The organism is Allobosea sp. GW821-FHT03A12 (assembly GCF_058986765.1).
In genome coordinates, this window is record NZ_JBYSVZ010000005.1 from 1 (window position 1) to 15,717 (window position 15,717).

The window sequence follows — 15,717 nt, forward strand, 5'->3', positions numbered from 1 at the left end:
GCCTTCGTCCAGAGCAAGGCCGCCGCGCCACAGCCGCGCAAGGCCGCAAATGGCCGAGCGAGCGACGCCGGATGGGAAGAGTTCTGAGCGGCGGGTGAATGTTACTGCGGATCAGGCCGAGCGCTGGCTCGGCGTGGCGGCGGCGAGCATCGTCGCCGCCATCTGGTCGTAGAGCTCGCTCCAGGCCGCTCGCGCCTGCGCCGTGAAGGCCTCTCCCAACGACGTCTCCAGCGTCCAGATCAAGGCGCTGCGGACCGCCTCGTAATGGGCCGGCCGGACACCATAACCACTATGGCGCTCGCCCAGCCGCGCGAGCAAGGCATTGAGCCCCGTCGGGTCGTTCAGCATGGCGAGCGCGACCGTGAGCGTCTCGATCAGCTTCGCCGCCTGCGCCTCGATATCCGTCTTGAACAGGGCGCGCGTGCCCGGCATCGTGGTGAAGAGCCGCTCATAGAACAGGCATGCCGTCTCAATCTTGCGCCGATGCAGTTGCGCAAAGTTCGACCGGATCAGCGCGATGTCCTGCGGCGTCACGACCTCCCCCTTTTTCGACGTGGCATCACGAGGGATCGTGGCAGGAAGTGTCCGACAGGATGCGCGAAAATGCAACCTGGAGTTAATGAATTGCTACCTTGCCGCTACGAGGCCGGCTGGCCGGCCGGCTTCGTCAGGCCGAGCCGTTCGCGGGCGAACCAGCGCGCCAGCATCAGGGCGGCGACGATCGCAAGGCCGGTCGCGAGCCCGATCCAGATGCCGACGCCGGCGAGCGGAGTCAGGAAGCCGAGCGCGGCCGAGAGCGGCAGACCGATCCCCCAATAGCCGAGGCCGGCGAACAGCATCGGCACGCGTGTGTCGCGCAGGCCGCGCAGGATCGAGACGCCGACCACCTGCACGCCGTCGACGATCTGGAAGATCGCCGCATAGAACAGGAACAGCATGGCGAGCTGCGCGACCTCGGCGGCGCGCGGCTTGCCGGCGTCGAGGAACGGCATGACGAGCCAGTGCGGGATCAGCAACATTAGCAGGGCGGTGAAGCACATGAAGGCGGTGGCGAGCGCGAGCGCCGTCGCCCCGGCCCGGGCGATGCCCTCGCTGTCGCCGGCGCCGAAGGCGCGCCCGACCCGGACTGTCCCGGCCTGGCCGATGCCCATCGGCACCATGAAGCACAGCGAGGCGATCTGGATCGCGATCGCATGGGCGGCCAGTGAGGTCGGGCCGAGCAATCCCATCAGGAAGGCGGCGCCGTTGAAGATCCACACCTCGAAGCCGACGGTGGTGCCGATCGGCAGGCCCATCCGCCAGAAGGCGCGATAGCGGCTCCAGTCCGGCCGCCAGAAGCGGCCGAACAGGTGGTAGCGCCGGAAGCGCCGGTCGAGCGAGACCACCAGCGCGAGACCGGCGAACATCAGCGTCGAGGCCAGTGCCGTCGCCAGCCCCGAGCCGGGCAGGCCTAGCGCCGGAAAGCCGAGCCTGCCGAACATCAGAACCCAGTTGGCGAAGGCGTTGAAGGCAACGGCGAAGAGCACGGTCACGAAGACCCAGAACGGCCGCTGCAGCGCCGCCAGGAAACCGCGCAGGACGAGGTAGCAATAGAAGGGCAGCAGTCCCCATTGCAGGGTGTGCAGATAGGAGGCGGCATTTGCCGCCAGCTCCGGCCTCTGGCCCATCGCCTTGAGGATCGTCTCGCCCTGCCAGAGGCAGAGCCACATCGGCCCGGCCATGGTCGCCGCCACCCAGAAGCCCTGGCGCACGGTGCGGCGCACATCGCGGACCGAATGCCGGTTGCGCCCGAGCTCGATCGCGACCATCGGTGCGACCGCCGCCATCACGCCGATGCCGAAGATCAGGAAGGCCATGTAGAGATTTGAGGCGAGCGCTCCGGCTGCCAGCGAGTCCGGGCCGAGATGGCCCATCATCACGACGTCGGTCGCCGTCATCGCTGTCTGGGCGACATTGGTCAGCACCATCGGCCAGCTCAGCGCCAGCATGGCTTTGACCTCGGTGAGCCAGGGGCTCCCCGAGCGATAGGGCAGGGCGATCTGCGACATGATGGCTGCCTTTTATCTGGGCAGAGTGCTGTTTCACAGCCCCTGTCGCGCTTGGTCGGGCCGCGCCCTGCGCGTGACGCGCCGCCGGTCCGCGCCGCAACGCCGATTCTGCCTCTTGCAAGCGCGGCCCGGTTCCGGCCTGCTGGGCATCTGAACTGATCCCATGCCTACGGAGAGCCGACGCGATGAGCACCAACCTGCGGATCGACGGGGAGCGCCTGCTCTCGCGGCTGGCGGCCCTGTCGCGGATCGGGGCGACGCCGGAGGGCGGTTGCCGGCGTCTGGCGCTGACCGACGAGGACAGAGCGGGGCGCGACTGGCTGGTCGGCGAGTTGAAGGTGCTCGGCCTTGATGTCCGCGTCGATGCGATCGGCAACATCGTCGGCATCCTCAAGGGCCAGGAGGACGGGCCGGCGGTGATCATGGGCTCGCATATCGACACGGTCGGCACCGGCGGACGCTTCGACGGGGCGCTGGGCGTGATCGGCGGCGTCGAGGTGCTGGCGGCGCTGCGCGATGCGGGCGTGACGCCCAAGCGCGACATGGCCGTGATCGCCTTCACCAATGAGGAGGGCGCGCGCTTCCACCCCGACATGCTCGGCTCCTATGTCTGGGCCGGCGGGATGAGCGTCCAAGCCGCCCATGCCGAGCTGGACTCCGAAGGCGCCGTGCTCGGGACCGAGTTGAAGCGCATCGGCTATCACGGGGCGGAGCAGCCCGGTTTCCTGCCGGCGCATGCCTATCTCGAATTGCATATCGAACAGGGGCCGGTGCTGGAGAGCGAGGGTGGGGGCTTGGGTGCCGTCACCGGCATCCAGGCGATCTGCTGGCTCGAGCTGACGCTGACGGGGCGGCCGAGCCACGCCGGCACTACGCCGATGCGGTACCGCAAGGATCCCGGGCTCGCCGCTGCGCGCATCAACATCTTCGCCAACGAGTTGACCAAGACGATCCCCGGCCAGCTCGCCAATTCCGGCGTGATCCGCACTAGGCCCGGCAACGTCAACGTCGTGCCCGAGACCGTGGTGATGACGCTCGACCTGCGCAACCCGCTCGATGCGCCGCTGGCAGAGGCCGAGGCTGCCGTCCGCAAGTTCTGCGCCGAATTATCGGCTCGCGACGACATCGCCATCAGCTTCCGCGATCTCGCTCGCTTCCCGGCGACGCCCTTTGCCGAGGAGCTGATCGCCAGCGTCGAGGCGAGCGCCGCCGAGTTCGGCCTGCCGATCCGCCGGATGATCTCGGGGGCCGGTCACGATGCGCAGATGATGTCGCGCCTCTGCCCGACGGCGATGGTCTTCATCCCCTCGATCGGCGGCCTCTCGCACAACCCGGCCGAGCTCAGCAGCGACGACGACATGGTCGCCGGCGCCAATGTCCTGCTCAGCGCCGCCTGGCGCGCCGCCAACGCCTGACGGGGACTCTTCCATGACGACAATCGCTTCCCTCTCCGCCGCCGAGCTCGGCGATCTCTACGCCGCGCGCGAGCTCTCGCCGGTCGAGGTCGCCAGGGACGCGCTCGCCCGCATCGAGCGCTTCGAGCCGGAGGTGAACGCCTTCGTCGTCCGAGACGAGCAGGTGACGCTCGCGATGGCGCAGGAAGCCGAGGCGCGCTGGCTCAAGGGCGAGGCGCTCGGTCCGCTCGACGGCGTGCCGGTGACGATCAAGGACAATCTCGGCGTCGCCGGCTGGCCGATGCGGCGCGGCTCGGCGCTCGCCTCCGATGCACCGTTCCAGCAGGATGCCCCGGCGACGGCGCGGCTGCGCGAGGCCGGCTGCGTCTTCCTCGGCAAGACCACCATGCCGGAATATGGCTGGAAGGGCGTCGGCGATTCGCCCTTCTCCGGCATCACCCGCAATCCTTGGGATGTCTCGACCGGGCCGGGCGGCTCCTCCTCGGGCGCGGCCGTCGCTGCGGCGCTCAATCTCGGCTGCATCCATCTCGGCACCGACGGCGCCGGCTCGGTGCGCATCCCTGCCGCTTTCTGCGGCGTCTTCGGTCTCAAGCCGACCTATGGCCGCGTACCGGCCTGGCCCGCCTCGGTGATGGGCTTCCTGGCCCATCTCGGCCCGCTGACCCGCACCGTGCGCGATTCCGCCCTCGCCATGAATGCGATCGGCCGCCCCGATGCGCGAGACATGACCGCCTTCAGGGACATGCCGCCCGATTTCACCGCGCAGCTCGATCGCGGCGTGCGTGGCCTGCGTATCGCCTGGTCGCCTCGTCTCGGTGGTGACTCTTTGGTCGATCCGGAGATCGCGGCGCTGAGCCATGCGGCGGCGCTGACCTTCCACGAGCTGGGTGCCATCGTCGAGGAGGTCGACCCCGGCATCGACGATCCGATCGCGACGCTGATGACGCTCTGGTCCGCCGGCGCGGCCTTGGCCTTGCGCAGCACCGATGCGGCCGGGCGGGCGCAGATGGATCCCGGCCTCGTCGCGGTTGCCGAGATGGGCGAGCGGGTCGAAAGCGCGGCTTATGTCGACGCGCTGCTGTACCAGCGCAACGCGCTCGCCTACCAGATGGCGCAGTTCCACGAGCGCTTCGACCTCCTGCTGACGCCGACGCTGCCGCTGCCGGCCTTCGCTGTTGGCCGAAACACACCCGAGCACGGCGGCTATGGCGAGGACTGGACGCGCTGGACGCCGCTGACCTACCCGTTCAACATCACCCAGCAGCCAGCCGCCGCCGTGCCTTGCGGGCTGACCTCGGCCGGATTGCCGGCCTCCCTCCAGATCGTCGGCGCTTTCGGAAATGATGCGCTGGTCATGCAGGCGGCAGCAGCTTTCGAAGCGGCGCGTCCTTTCGCGCGGGTCGATGCGCCGATCAAATCGATTTAAAGAAATCGGCGCAATTTTCTGCGTCGATCTCGCGGGTCGGTGCGTCATTTGTTTGCAAACGATACCGTGAGCCGCAAACCGGTTCCGTCTGGCACGAACCCTGCACTGGCAATTCTCGTCGGTCGCGGCTCGTCAAGCGTGTTGTCAGGGCGGATTTTTCTGCCCACACTCTAGGCGAGGTTGCCCGATCAGAGGTCGCCGTTCCAGGGGAGAGACATTGCGATGGACCGCAGAAGTTTTCTGAAAACCGCCGCCGGAACCGGCGTTCTGGCAGCGAGCGGCGGCCTCGCCATGCCGGCGCTGTCGCAAGGCGCGGCGGCCAAGACGCTGCGCTTCGTGCCGCAGGCCAACCTTGCTAATTTCGACCCGATCTGGGGAACGCAATACGTCGTCCGCAATGCCGCAGCCTTGGTCTGGGACACGCTCTACGGCATCGATTCGAAGTTCCAGCCGCAGCGCCAGATGGTCGAGGGCGAGGAGGTCTCCTCCGACGGCCTGACCTGGACCTTCAAGCTGCGCTCCGGCCTCAAATTCCATGACGGCACGCCGGTGCTCGCCAAGGACGTGGTGCAGAGCCTGAAGCGCTGGCAGGCCCGCGACCCGATGGGCCTGATGATCAAGGCGATCGAGAACGAGCTCGCCGCCGTCGATGACCGCACTTGGACATGGAAGCTCAAGCAGCCCTTCCCGAAGATGCTGCTGGCGCTCGCCAAGAACAATGCGCCCTGCTCCTTCATCATGCCCGAGCGCATCGCCAAGACCGACCCGTTCACGCAGATCACCGAATATGTCGGCTCCGGGCCGATGAAGTTCGCCCGCAATGAATGGGTGCCGGGTGCCAAGGCGGTTTTCGAGAAGTTCGCCGACTACGTGCCGCGCTCCGAGCCTGCCGACTGGCTCGCCGGCGGCAAGAAGATCCTGGTCGACCGCGTCGAATGGGTGATCATCCCTGATGCCGCGACCGCGGCCGCGGCGCTGCAGAGCGGCGAGGTCGACTGGTGGGAGACCCCGCTGTCCGACCTCGTGCCGGTCCTCAAGGCGCACAAGGACATCAACGTCGATATCGGCGACCCGCTCGGCAATATCGGCGCCTTCCGCATGAACCACCTGCACCCGCCCTTCAACAATCTGAAGGTGCGCCAGGCGGTGCTGACGGCGATGAACCAGGAAGACTACATGCGCTCGATCGTCGGCGACGACGACAAGCTCTGGAAGCCGCTGCCCGGCTTCTTCACCCCCGGCACGCCGCTCTACACCGAGGCCGGCGGCGACATGCTGAAGATGAAGAACGTCGCGGCCGCCAAGAAGCTGATCGCCGAGTCCGGTTATAATGGCGAGCCGGTGATCTGCGTCGTGGCGCAGGACATGTCGGCGACCAAGTCGATGGGCGACGTCACCGCTGAACTCTTGAAGAGCATCGGCCTGAAGGTCGATTTCGTCGCCACCGACTGGGGCACGGTCGGCGCAAGGCGCGCCCAGAAGACCCCGCCGAGCCAGGGCGGCTGGAGCATGTTCCACACCTGGCATGCCGGCGCCGACTGCCTCAACCCGTCCTCCTACACGGCGATCCGCGCCAATGCCGACAAGGCCTGGTTCGGCTGGCCGGACGTGCCGGCGGTCGAGACCGAGGTCACCAACTGGTTCAACGCCAAGGACATGGCCGAGGAGAAGGCGGCGATGGACCGCCTCAACAAGGCGGCCGTCGAGAACGTCGTCTATGCGCCGACCGGCTTCTATCTCGGCTACCAGGCCTGGCGGAAGAACGTCACGGGCGTGACCAGCGGCCCGCTGCCGTTCTTCTGGAACGTGGCGAAGGCCTGAGATCGAACCAGCCTAGTGTCCCGGCCTTTTCCGCCGGGGCAAGGCCCGACACGCCCGCCGGACCTATCGGGGTTTCGACCCTGATCGGCCCGGCGCCAGCAGCGGCAACTCAGGATTTCGATGCTCGCTTTCATCGTCAGACGCATCATCTCGACGATCCCCGTCATGGCTTTCGTGGCGCTGTTCGTCTTCTCGCTCCTCTACATCGCGCCGGGTGATCCGGCCGCCGTGATCGCCGGCGATCAGGCCTCGCCCGCCGATGTCGAGCGCATCCGCGCCAGCCTCGGGCTCGACCGGCCCTATCTGGTCCGCTTCGGCGAATGGTTCTTCCGGGTGCTGCAGGGCGATCTCGGCACCTCGATCTTCACCTCGCTGCCGGTGACGCAACTGATCGCCCAGCGCATCGAGCCGACCTTGTCGCTGATGGTGCTGACGCTGATCTTCGCGGTGGTCATCGCCGTGCCGCTCGGCGTCGTCGCCGCCTGGAAGGCCGGCACCTGGGTCGATCGCGCCGTCGTCGGCTTCGCGGTCTTCGGCTTCTCGGTCCCGGTCTTCGTGATCGGCTACCTGCTCGCCTACATCTTCGCGCTCAAGCTCGACTGGCTGCCGGTGCAAGGCTACACGCCGATCTCGCAGGGCATCTGGCCCTGGTTCAAGAACCTGATCCTGCCGGCGATCACGCTCGGCACGGTCTATATCGCGCTGATCGCGCGCATCACCCGCGCGACCATGCTCGAGGTCCTGCAGCAGGATTATATCCGCACCGCCCGTTCCAAGGGGCTCGCCCAGAACAACGTGCTCTATCTGCACGCGCTCAAGAACGCTGCGGTGCCGGTCATCACCATCATCGGCATCGGCGTGGCGCTCCTGATCGGCGGCGCCGTCGTCACCGAGAGCGTCTTCGCCATCCCCGGCCTCGGCCGGCTGACGCTCGATGCGATCCTGCGGCGCGACTATCCGGTCATCCAGGGCGTCGTGCTGATCTTCTCGTTCGTCTACGTGCTGGTGAACCTGGCCGTCGACCTGATCTACACCCTCGTCGACCCGAGGATACGCTATTGACCGCTCCAGCTGCACCACTGCCCCTGGCGGATGAAGCCGGCGCGGCCAAGCCGCCCAGGCGCTCCTATCTGCGCAAGCACCCTTCGGTCGCGATCGGCGGCTTCCTCCTGCTGGCGATGATCTTCATCGCCGTCTTCGCGCCGCTGCTCTTTACGGTCGACCCGACCGCGATCTCGACGGCGCGGCGCACCCGCGTGCCGTCCGAGCTCTACTGGTTCGGCACCGACATGCTCGGCCGCGACATCTATTCGCGTGTCGTCTATGGCGCCCGCGTCTCGCTGATCGTCGGCTTCTCGGTCGCGATCCTGGCTTCGGTCGTGGGGCTCGCGGTCGGACTGTTCTCCGGCTTCGTGCGCTGGGCCGACGGGATCGTCATGCGCATCATCGACGGCATGATGTCGATCCCGCCGATCCTGCTCGCCATCGCGCTGATGGCGCTGACGCGCGGCTCGGTCGGCAACGTCATCATCGCCATCACCATCGCCGAGATCCCGCGCGTGGCACGCCTGGTGCGCAGCGTCGTGCTCTCCCTGCGCGAGCAGCCCTATGTCGAGGCGGCGATCTCGAACGGCGCCCGCGTGCCGCGCATCATCTGGAAGCACATCCTGCCCAACACGATCGCGCCGATGACGGTGCAGGCGACCTATATCTGCGCCAGCGCCATGATCATCGAGGCGATCCTGTCCTTCATCGGCGCCGGCGTGCCGCCGGCGACGCCGTCCTGGGGCAACATCATGGCCGAGGGCAGGGCGCTCTGGCAGGTCAGGCCGCACATCGTCTTCTTCCCGGCGCTGTTCCTCTCAATCACCGTGCTCGCGGTGAACCTGCTCGGCGACGGCCTGCGCGACTCGCTCGATCCGCGGCTGGCGAAGAGCATCTGAAGGCGGTTCGACGTCATGTCAGGCGTGGCTATCGGGCAAGCACATAGCCCGGTCCGTTTGGGGCGAGAGAACCCCTCTCCCTTGTGGGGAGGGGCAGGGGTGGGGGTAGCAAAGCCGGAACGATTGGCTGACGCTCATTGTGCTGCCGCTGCTGCCAGCGCTTTTCTCCTGCCGATCACCAGGCGGCACCACCCCCATCCCCAGCCCTTCCCCACAAGGGGGAAGGGAGGAGCGCGGGCGATCGGCTGGTCGCGGAGGGATCGTGATCGAGCTGACGGCCAGGCGCTAGGCCCGCAAGTCGACGACGACATCTCCGGACACCGCGTCGGTGACGCCGAGGCCGCTGCCGAGGTCCTCGAGCGTGTCGCGGAAGCTGTTCAGCGTCGCGATCATCTGGTCGCGGGCGCCCTTCAGCGCGGCCAGGTCGGCCCATTCGCCGATCAGGCAATAGGCGTGGTCGCCGGTCTTGATGATGTGGCCCCGCGCCAGGCCCGGCCAATTGGCCTTGCCCTGGCGATGGGCATCGAGGAATTCCGCCTCGCGCCCGGGCTTGATGCGGAAGCGGACGACATTGAACGTTGCCATGGCCTTGATCCGCAGCTCGATGCTGCCCCGGCAGCCGCGGCCGGCGGTTCCGGACCGAGCCCAGAGGGAACGCTCGACGGTATTGCCGTAACGGCAACTGCGCAATGGCGCACAGGGATAACCGCGTCCGCCTCGCGCAACATCCTCGCGCAACGATCAAGCACAGCAGGAGTCTTCCGATGCCTCGTATCCTGACCGTCGGCGCAGCCCAGCTCGGGCCGATCCAGCGTGAGGAGAGCCGCAGCTCAGCTGTTGCCCGCATGATCGAGCTGATGCGCCAGGCGAAGTCGAATGGCTGCGATCTCGTCGTCTATCCCGAGGCGGCGCTGACCGCCTTCTTCCCGCACTGGTGGATGGAGGACGAGGCCGAGATCGACAGCTATTTCGAGAGCGCCATGCCCTCGAACGAGACCGCGCCGCTCTTCGCCGAAGCCGAGCGGCTCGGCATCGGCTTCCATCTCGGCTATCCCGAGCTGGCCTTCGAGGACGGCCGCAAGCGCCGCTTCAACACCGCGATCATCGTCGACAAATCAGGCAAGATCGTCGGCAAGTATCGCAAGATCCATCTGCCGGGGCACCCCGAGCATCGGCCTGACGCGGTCTTCCAGAATCTCGAGAAGCGCTATTTCGAGACCGGCAATCTCGGCTGGCCGGTCTGGGAGACCATGGGTGGCCGGCTCGGCATGATGATCTGCAATGACCGGCGCTGGCCCGAGAGCTATCGCGTCATGGGCCTCCAGGGCGTCGAGATGATCGTGCTCGGCTACAACACGCCCAAGCACAACCCGCCGGCGCCCGCTCATGACCGGCTCGGCAATTTCCACAACCAGCTCGTCATGCAGGCCGGAGCCTATCAGAACGCGACCTGGGTGGTCGGCGTCGCCAAGGCCGGGCTGGAAGCCGGCGTCGACCAGATCGGCGGCTCCTGCATCATCGCCCCGACCGGCGAAGTGGTGGCGCAGGCGGTGACAGAGGATGACGAGCTCGTCGTCGCGCGCTGCGATCTCGATCTCGGCAACAGCTACAAGAACTCGACCTTCAACTTCGCCAAGCACCGCGAGCCGCAGTGCTACGGCATGATCGTCGAGCGCAAGGGCGCGGTGATCGCGTGAGCGTCGCCGGCGCATGCGCCGCATTCTCCGGACGCAGCCGAGAACCGGCTCTGATCCGGCCAAGGGCTCCCCGACGCCGCATCCGCCCGTCGGGCCGATGGATGCGGCGCCTCGACAGGAGCGATGACATGGCCGCCGAACCCTTCAACAAGACCTGCTTCGTCTCTGACAACCCGGCCCATCAGGCTGACATCATCCGTCACGACAGATCCGCGCGCGGCCTCTCGAGCGGGCCGCAGAACGGCGGCATGTCGCATGTTCAGCGCGTCCATCTCAGCGTCGGGCAGTACTATTTCCGCTTCTGCGACTCACAGCGTTTCGCCAAGGATTGGAAAGGCGCAGCCGAGGGAGCCTGGTGGGCTGACTACGAGGTCTTCATCAAGGTCAAGCAGGCCGCGCGCCGCCGGGGCACGATCCAGGATTATGCCAACACGGTCCGCTCGTCGCGGCTCGCCTATGCCGCCAAGCTCTTCTTCGCGATTCCCTATGAATGGGGCGATTGCGGTTCGTTGGTGATCGCTCGCCTCAAGGTTCGCCTCGATGCCTATAAGGGGCGTGGCCTGCCCGCTTATCTCGGTGCCGCCGATTCCCGCGACGGCGGCGCGAAATACGTTCCGATCCAGGATCCGACCATCTCGCAGCTCTACGTTCCCGGCCTGCGCGATCACTTCGACGAGGTCTTTACCCTCTTCCAATTGGGCGCTACGGCCAGCTTCGACTGAATGCGACGCATCCGCCGCCCGGTTTCCCCAAGGAGCAGTCATGACTCACGATCTCATCCTCAAGGGCGGACGCGTGATCGACCCGTCGCAGAAGCACGACGGCGTCATCGACGTCGCCTTCACCGGCGGGAAGGTCTCGGGTTTCGGCAAGGACCTGAAGGGAGCCAAGGAAGTCCGTGACGTCTCCGGCTACATCGTCACGCCGGGCCTGATCGACCTGCACACCCACGTCTATTGGGGCGGCACCTCGCTCGGCATCGACGCCGACGAGTTCTGCCGCGCCTCGGGCGTCACCACCTCGGTCGACACCGGCTCGGCCGGTCCCGGCAACTGGCCGGGCTTCCGCAAGCATGTGATCGAGAAGAGCCAGGCCCGCATCCTCGCCTATCTCCACGTCTCGCATGCCGGCATCTACGGCTTCGACCACCGCGTCATGGTCGGCGAGAGCGGCGACCTGCGCCTGATGAACCCGATTGACTGCGTCGAGGTCGCCGACAAGAACCGGGACTTGATCGTTGGCATCAAGGTCCGTGTCGGCCTGCATGCTTCCGGCACCTCCGGCACCGTGCCGCTCAATATCGCGCTGCAGGTCGCCAACGAGGTCGGCATGCCGTTGATGTGCCATATCGACCATCCGCCGCCGTCCTATGAGGAGGTGATCGGCATGCTGCGCCCCGGCGACGTGCTGACCCACGCCTTCCGCCCGTTCCCGAACGCGCCCGCGACCGCGCAGGGCACGGTGAAGCCCGAGGTGCTCGCCGCCCGCAAGCGCGGCGTCATCTTCGACATCGGCCATGGCAAGGGCTCGTTCTCGTTCAAGACCACGCGCGCCATGCTCGCCAACGGCTTCGAGCCCGACGTGATCTCCTCCGACGTGCATAAGCTCTGCATCGACGGCCCGGCCTATGACCAGGTCACCACCATGTCGAAATTCCTCTGCATGGGCATGAGCCTGAACAACGTGATCGCGGCCTCGACCGTGAACGCGGCGATGGCGCTGAAGCGGACGGAATATGGCTCGCTCAAGGTCGGCTCGCTCGGTGACGCGACTGTTCTCACCGTCAAGGAAGGCAAGTTCGATTATGTCGACGTCGTCGGCGAGCACCTGATCGGCGATCGCAAGATCGTCTCCGAAGGCGTGGTGCTGAAGGGCGCCTGGTGGCACCCCAAGCGCAGCAACAAGTTCAGGAAGGTCGAGGCGTAAGGCCTAAGGCGTCATTCTCGGGCGAAGCGCAGCGCAGACACGAGAATCTCATGACGGGAAGGTGCTGATTGGAGCCTTCTCCGGTCTGAGATGCTCGGGGCAAGCCAGAGCATGACGCATGATCGCTCCGATGAGCATGTCCCCCCTATCATGGCGCCCCATGGCCGCCGCCGACCTGCCGGCGGTGATGGCTACGGCAGCTGTGGTGCACCCGGACTACCCGGAGGGGGAGGCTGTTTTCGCCGAACGGCTCGCGCTCCACCCCGCCGGCAGCCTCGTGCTGGCAGGCGGGGAGGGGGTCGGCGGCTATGTGCTGAGCCATCCCTGGCGGCTTGGCCAGGTGCCGGCGCTCGACAGCCTACTCGGCGCGCTGCCTGATGATGCTGACGCCTATTACATCCATGACCTTGCCCTGCTGCCGGGGGCGCGTGGCGGTGGGGCCGCCGCGGCTTGCGTCGGCAGGCTGGCGGCGCATGCCCGCGCCGAAGGCTTTAGCCGCATGGCGCTGGTCGCCGTCGGCAACTCGGCCGGCTTCTGGCGTCGCCAGGGTTTTCGCGAGGCGCATGACGAAGCCCTTGCCCGCAAGCTTGCGAGCTATGACAGTGCGGCCCGCTATATGATCCGCGATCTGAAAGACGATGGGAGAGACGCATGAGTGCCGATGACAAGCTCAAGGAGCTGGGCCTGACCCTGCCGGACGTGCCGACCCCGGTCGCGACCTATGTCAGCTTCAAGCGCGTCGGCGACTTCATCTACCTCTCCGGCCAGGGCCCGAAGCGCGCCGACGGCACCTATCCGACCGGCAAGGTCGGCGCCGATGTCTCGATCGAGGAAGCCTATGAGCACGCCAAGCAGACCGGTCTCGGCCTGCTCGCCGCGATGAAAAAGGCGGCCGGCTCGCTCGACAAGATCGAGGTCGTGAAGCTGCTGGGCATGGTCAATGCCGCCCCGGACTTCTCGCAGCACCCCAAGGTCATCAATGGCTGCTCGGACCTGTTCGTCGCAGTGCTCGGCGACAATGGCCGCCATGCCCGCTCCGCCGTCGGCATGGGCTCGCTGCCCAACAACATGACCGTCGAGATCGAAGTCATCGTCCGGGTGCTGCCGTGACGACCGCGCTCGCAGAAGAGATCGCCCGCGTCTATGGCACGCCGGCGGTCGTCATCGACCTCGACACGGTCGAGGCCAATATCGCCAGGCTCCAGGCCGCCTGCGACGCCGCTGGCGTCGCCAACCGCCCGCACATCAAGACGCACAAGTCGCCCGAGCTGGCGCGCATGCAGGTCGCTGCCGGCGCCCGCGGCATCACCTGCCAGAAGCTCGGCGAGGCCGAGGTCATGGCCGATGGCGGCATCGACGACATCCTGATCAGCTACAACATTCTGGGCGAGGAGAAGCTGGGCCGGCTCGGCGCTTTGCAGCGCCGCGTTCGCATGATCGTCGCGGCCGACAACCCGGTCACGATCGCCGGCCTGCCCAAGGCGGCCGAGATCGCCGGGCGCAATCTCGAGGTCGTGGTCGAATGCGACACCGGCCGCAAGCGCGCCGGCGTCGAGACGCCGGGCGAGGCGGTCGAATTGGCCAAGCAGATCGCCGCGTCCAAGGGCCTGACCTTCGCCGGCTTCCTGATGTACCCGCCGGAGACCGGCTGGCCGGCGACGCAGGACTTCCTCGACACCGCCAATGCCGGCCTGCGCGAGGCCGGGCTGGAGGCCGGCATCGTCTCGACCGGCGGCTCGCCCAACATTCCGAACATCGGCAAGCTCAAGGGCTCGACCGAGCATCGCTCGGGCACCTCGATCTTCAACGACCGCATGCAGATCGCGGCCGGGGTTGCGAGCCTCGAGGACTGCGCGCTGACGGTCTACGCGACGGTGGTCAGCCGGGCCGGGTCGGAGCGCGGCATCCTCGATTCCGGCTCGAAGACGCTGACCAGCGACAAGGGCAATCTCGAGGGCCACGGCTACATCCTCGAATACCCCTTGGCCAGGATCGCGCAGTTTGCCGAGGAGCACGGTTTCCTCGATCTGTCGGGCAGCAATGAGCGCCCGAACGTAGGCGAGGTCGTGCGGGTGGTGCCGAACCATGTCTGCGTCGTCGTCAACATGGTCGACCGGCTGGTGACCGTGCGCGGCGACAAGCTCATCGGCGAGCTGCCGGTGGCGGCGCGCGGGAAGCTGACCTGACAAGAGAAGCGCGAGGAACCCTCTCCTGGAAGGAGAGGGCAGGGTGAGGTGTAGGAGATCAGACCAGTGCCGCGAGCGCTGACCGCGCGGTCAGGTTCAGGCCCACGTTTCCAGTCCGAACACCTCACCCCTACCCCTCTCCTTCCAGGAGAGGGGATCCCGCGCCACTATTCGTCTGAACGACGCCCGGCCTTCGCTACTGCCTCCGAGATCCTCCAGGACGGCGAGCAGGCCGCGCCGGATCAACTCGACATCGTCGACGAACGCTCCGCCGGGCAGCCTCACCTCAGTTGGGCTGGATTCCGCTCGCCTTCGTGACCGCTGCCCATTTGGCGATGTCGTCCTTGACGAATTGCGCGAGGTAGCGCGGTGATTGCCGGTCGGGCGCGACGATGGTCGCGCCGAGGTCCGCGAGTTTCGCCTTCGTCTCAGATGTGGCGAGCGTCTGGACCATCGCAGCGTTGAGCTTGGCGACGATCGCATCCGGCGCGCCTTTCGGCAGGAACAGCGCCGCCCAGGTGTCGGCCTCCAGATTGGCGAAGCCGCCTTCCTTGGCGGTTGCGAGGTCGGGCAGGACCGCCGAGCGTGCACCGGACAAGGTGGCGATCGCCTTGACCATGCCGCTCTCGATCTGCGGCTTGGCGGTGACGACGATCTCGCAGAGATAATCGATGCGCCCGCTCATCAGATCCTGCATCGCCGGGCCGGTGCCGCGATAGGGAACGTGCTGGACGTCGAGGCCGAGCGCGCCATTCATCAGGGCGCAGCCGAGATGGGTGGCCGAGCCGATGCCGGCGGAGCCGTAGTTCATCTTGGCGGCATTGCGCTTCGCATAGTCGACGAACTCGGCCATCGAGGTGACCGGCAAGTCCTTGCGCACGATCAGGACGAGCGGGATTTCGGCGATCAGGCCGACCGGCGCGAAGTCCGTGGCGGCATTGTAGAGCGGCGCTTTGTAGAGATTCTGGGAGTGGGTGTGCGTCGCGATCGTGCCCAGGAGCGCGGCATGGCCATCCGGCTCGGCCCGCGCCACCGCTTGCCCTCCGACCATCCCGCCGGCGCCGGGCACGTTCTCGATGAAGACGTTCTGGCCAAGGATCGGCGACAGCCGCTCCGCCATCACCCGCCCGAACACGTCGATCGGTCCGCCTGCTGCCGCCGCCACCACGATCTTCACGGGGCGCTGAGGCCAGTCCTGCGCCGTGGCGAGGGAGATGGGCGAGAGCAGGGCGGCTGCAATCGCGAAGGCCAAACG

Annotated in this window: 15 protein-coding genes; 11 read left to right on the plus strand and 4 right to left on the minus strand. The window is 67.0% G+C overall.

Going from position 1 to position 15,717, the window contains the following annotated elements; genetic code table 11:
* Positions 1-111: 111 nt before the first annotated feature.
* Together AC3WLC_RS18610 and AC3WLC_RS18615 are read right to left on the minus strand one after the other, a co-directional pair.
* Positions 112-534 carry a globin domain-containing protein gene (locus AC3WLC_RS18610; protein WP_493685411.1) on the minus strand — a complete coding sequence of 141 codons (423 nt, stop codon included), beginning with the start codon at positions 532-534 and terminating at the stop codon, positions 112-114.
* Positions 535-638: 104 nt separating this feature from the next.
* Positions 639-2,048 carry an MATE family efflux transporter gene (locus tag AC3WLC_RS18615; protein WP_493685412.1) on the minus strand — a complete coding sequence of 470 codons (1,410 nt, stop codon included), beginning with the start codon at positions 2,046-2,048 and terminating at the stop codon, positions 639-641.
* Between the two features lie 185 nt (positions 2,049-2,233).
* On the opposite strand from AC3WLC_RS18615, the gene AC3WLC_RS18620 reads away from it, so the two are divergent.
* The 5 genes from AC3WLC_RS18620 to AC3WLC_RS18640 all read left to right on the plus strand — a co-directional run bounded on the left by AC3WLC_RS18620 (position 2,234) and on the right by AC3WLC_RS18640 (position 8,653).
* Positions 2,234-3,463 carry a M20 family metallo-hydrolase gene (locus AC3WLC_RS18620; protein WP_493685413.1) on the plus strand — a complete coding sequence of 410 codons (1,230 nt, stop codon included), beginning with the start codon at positions 2,234-2,236 and terminating at the stop codon, positions 3,461-3,463.
* Between the two features lie 13 nt (positions 3,464-3,476).
* Positions 3,477-4,889: an amidase gene (locus AC3WLC_RS18625; RefSeq protein ID WP_493685414.1), complete on the plus strand. Its 1,413-nt coding sequence runs from the start codon at positions 3,477-3,479 to the stop codon at positions 4,887-4,889.
* A 222-nt stretch (positions 4,890-5,111) separates the two neighbouring features.
* Positions 5,112-6,710, plus strand: coding sequence for an ABC transporter substrate-binding protein (locus AC3WLC_RS18630; RefSeq protein WP_493685415.1), 1,599 nt, complete (start codon positions 5,112-5,114; stop codon positions 6,708-6,710).
* 120 nt (positions 6,711-6,830) lie between these two features.
* Positions 6,831-7,772, plus strand: a complete 942-nt coding sequence (locus AC3WLC_RS18635) for an ABC transporter permease (RefSeq protein ID WP_493685417.1) — start codon at positions 6,831-6,833, stop codon at positions 7,770-7,772.
* A 17-nt stretch (positions 7,773-7,789) separates the two neighbouring features.
* Entirely contained in the window at positions 7,790-8,653 is an 864-nt protein-coding gene (locus AC3WLC_RS18640) for an ABC transporter permease (RefSeq protein ID WP_493686083.1), read from the plus strand.
* Positions 8,654-8,938: 285 nt separating this feature from the next.
* On the opposite strand, the gene AC3WLC_RS18645 is transcribed toward AC3WLC_RS18640, so the two are convergent.
* The gene (locus AC3WLC_RS18645) at positions 8,939-9,238 is read right to left on the minus strand and encodes an antibiotic biosynthesis monooxygenase (RefSeq protein ID WP_493685418.1); all 300 of its coding nucleotides are present in this window, start codon (positions 9,236-9,238) and stop codon (positions 8,939-8,941) included.
* A 179-nt stretch (positions 9,239-9,417) separates the two neighbouring features.
* Here AC3WLC_RS18645 and AC3WLC_RS18650 point away from each other — a divergent pair, with 179 nt between their 5' ends.
* From AC3WLC_RS18650 to AC3WLC_RS18675, 6 genes are all read left to right on the plus strand, one after another.
* Complete coding sequence (locus AC3WLC_RS18650; protein WP_493685419.1) at positions 9,418-10,350, plus strand: N-carbamoyl-D-amino-acid hydrolase; 933 nt, start codon at positions 9,418-9,420, stop codon at positions 10,348-10,350.
* Positions 10,347-11,072, plus strand: coding sequence for a hypothetical protein (locus AC3WLC_RS18655; protein ID WP_493685420.1), 726 nt, complete (start codon positions 10,347-10,349; stop codon positions 11,070-11,072). Before AC3WLC_RS18650 ends, AC3WLC_RS18655 begins: the two co-directional genes overlap by 4 nt.
* Positions 11,073-11,112: 40 nt before the next feature.
* Positions 11,113-12,276 (plus strand): amidohydrolase/deacetylase family metallohydrolase, encoded by a 1,164-nt coding sequence (locus AC3WLC_RS18660; protein ID WP_493685421.1) that lies wholly within the window; start codon positions 11,113-11,115, stop codon positions 12,274-12,276.
* Between the two features lie 160 nt (positions 12,277-12,436).
* Positions 12,437-12,931 carry a GNAT family N-acetyltransferase gene (locus AC3WLC_RS18665; protein ID WP_493685422.1) on the plus strand — a complete coding sequence of 165 codons (495 nt, stop codon included), beginning with the start codon at positions 12,437-12,439 and terminating at the stop codon, positions 12,929-12,931.
* Positions 12,928-13,386 carry a RidA family protein gene (locus AC3WLC_RS18670; RefSeq protein WP_476814378.1) on the plus strand — a complete coding sequence of 153 codons (459 nt, stop codon included), beginning with the start codon at positions 12,928-12,930 and terminating at the stop codon, positions 13,384-13,386. Before AC3WLC_RS18665 ends, AC3WLC_RS18670 begins: the two co-directional genes overlap by 4 nt.
* Positions 13,383-14,462, plus strand: a complete 1,080-nt coding sequence (locus tag AC3WLC_RS18675; protein WP_493685423.1) for an alanine racemase — start codon at positions 13,383-13,385, stop codon at positions 14,460-14,462. The genes AC3WLC_RS18670 and AC3WLC_RS18675 overlap by 4 nt, the downstream gene beginning before the upstream one ends.
* Positions 14,463-14,748: 286 nt before the next feature.
* Here the strand turns inward: AC3WLC_RS18675 and AC3WLC_RS18680 are convergent, their stop codons facing one another.
* Positions 14,749-15,714 (minus strand): Bug family tripartite tricarboxylate transporter substrate binding protein, encoded by a 966-nt coding sequence (locus tag AC3WLC_RS18680; RefSeq protein ID WP_493685424.1) that lies wholly within the window; start codon positions 15,712-15,714, stop codon positions 14,749-14,751.
* Between the last annotated feature and the right edge of the window lie 3 nt (positions 15,715-15,717).

Excerpts from the sequence above, each read along its gene's own strand:
- AC3WLC_RS18625 (WP_493685414.1), top strand. The coding sequence starts at position 3,477 with ATGACGACAATCGCTTCCCTCTCCGCCGCCGAGCTCGGCGATCTCTAC.
- AC3WLC_RS18635 (WP_493685417.1), top strand. The coding sequence starts at position 6,831 with ATGCTCGCTTTCATCGTCAGACGCATCATCTCGACGATCCCCGTCATG.
- AC3WLC_RS18650 (WP_493685419.1), top strand. The coding sequence starts at position 9,418 with ATGCCTCGTATCCTGACCGTCGGCGCAGCCCAGCTCGGGCCGATCCAG.
- AC3WLC_RS18645 (WP_493685418.1), bottom strand. The coding sequence starts at position 9,238 with ATGGCAACGTTCAATGTCGTCCGCTTCCGCATCAAGCCCGGGCGCGAG.
- AC3WLC_RS18620 (WP_493685413.1), top strand. The coding sequence starts at position 2,234 with ATGAGCACCAACCTGCGGATCGACGGGGAGCGCCTGCTCTCGCGGCTG.
- AC3WLC_RS18615 (WP_493685412.1), bottom strand. The coding sequence starts at position 2,048 with ATGTCGCAGATCGCCCTGCCCTATCGCTCGGGGAGCCCCTGGCTCACC.
- AC3WLC_RS18665 (WP_493685422.1), top strand. The coding sequence starts at position 12,437 with ATGGCCGCCGCCGACCTGCCGGCGGTGATGGCTACGGCAGCTGTGGTG.
- AC3WLC_RS18660 (WP_493685421.1), top strand. The coding sequence starts at position 11,113 with ATGACTCACGATCTCATCCTCAAGGGCGGACGCGTGATCGACCCGTCG.
- AC3WLC_RS18670 (WP_476814378.1), top strand. The coding sequence starts at position 12,928 with ATGAGTGCCGATGACAAGCTCAAGGAGCTGGGCCTGACCCTGCCGGAC.
- AC3WLC_RS18630 (WP_493685415.1), top strand. The coding sequence starts at position 5,112 with ATGGACCGCAGAAGTTTTCTGAAAACCGCCGCCGGAACCGGCGTTCTG.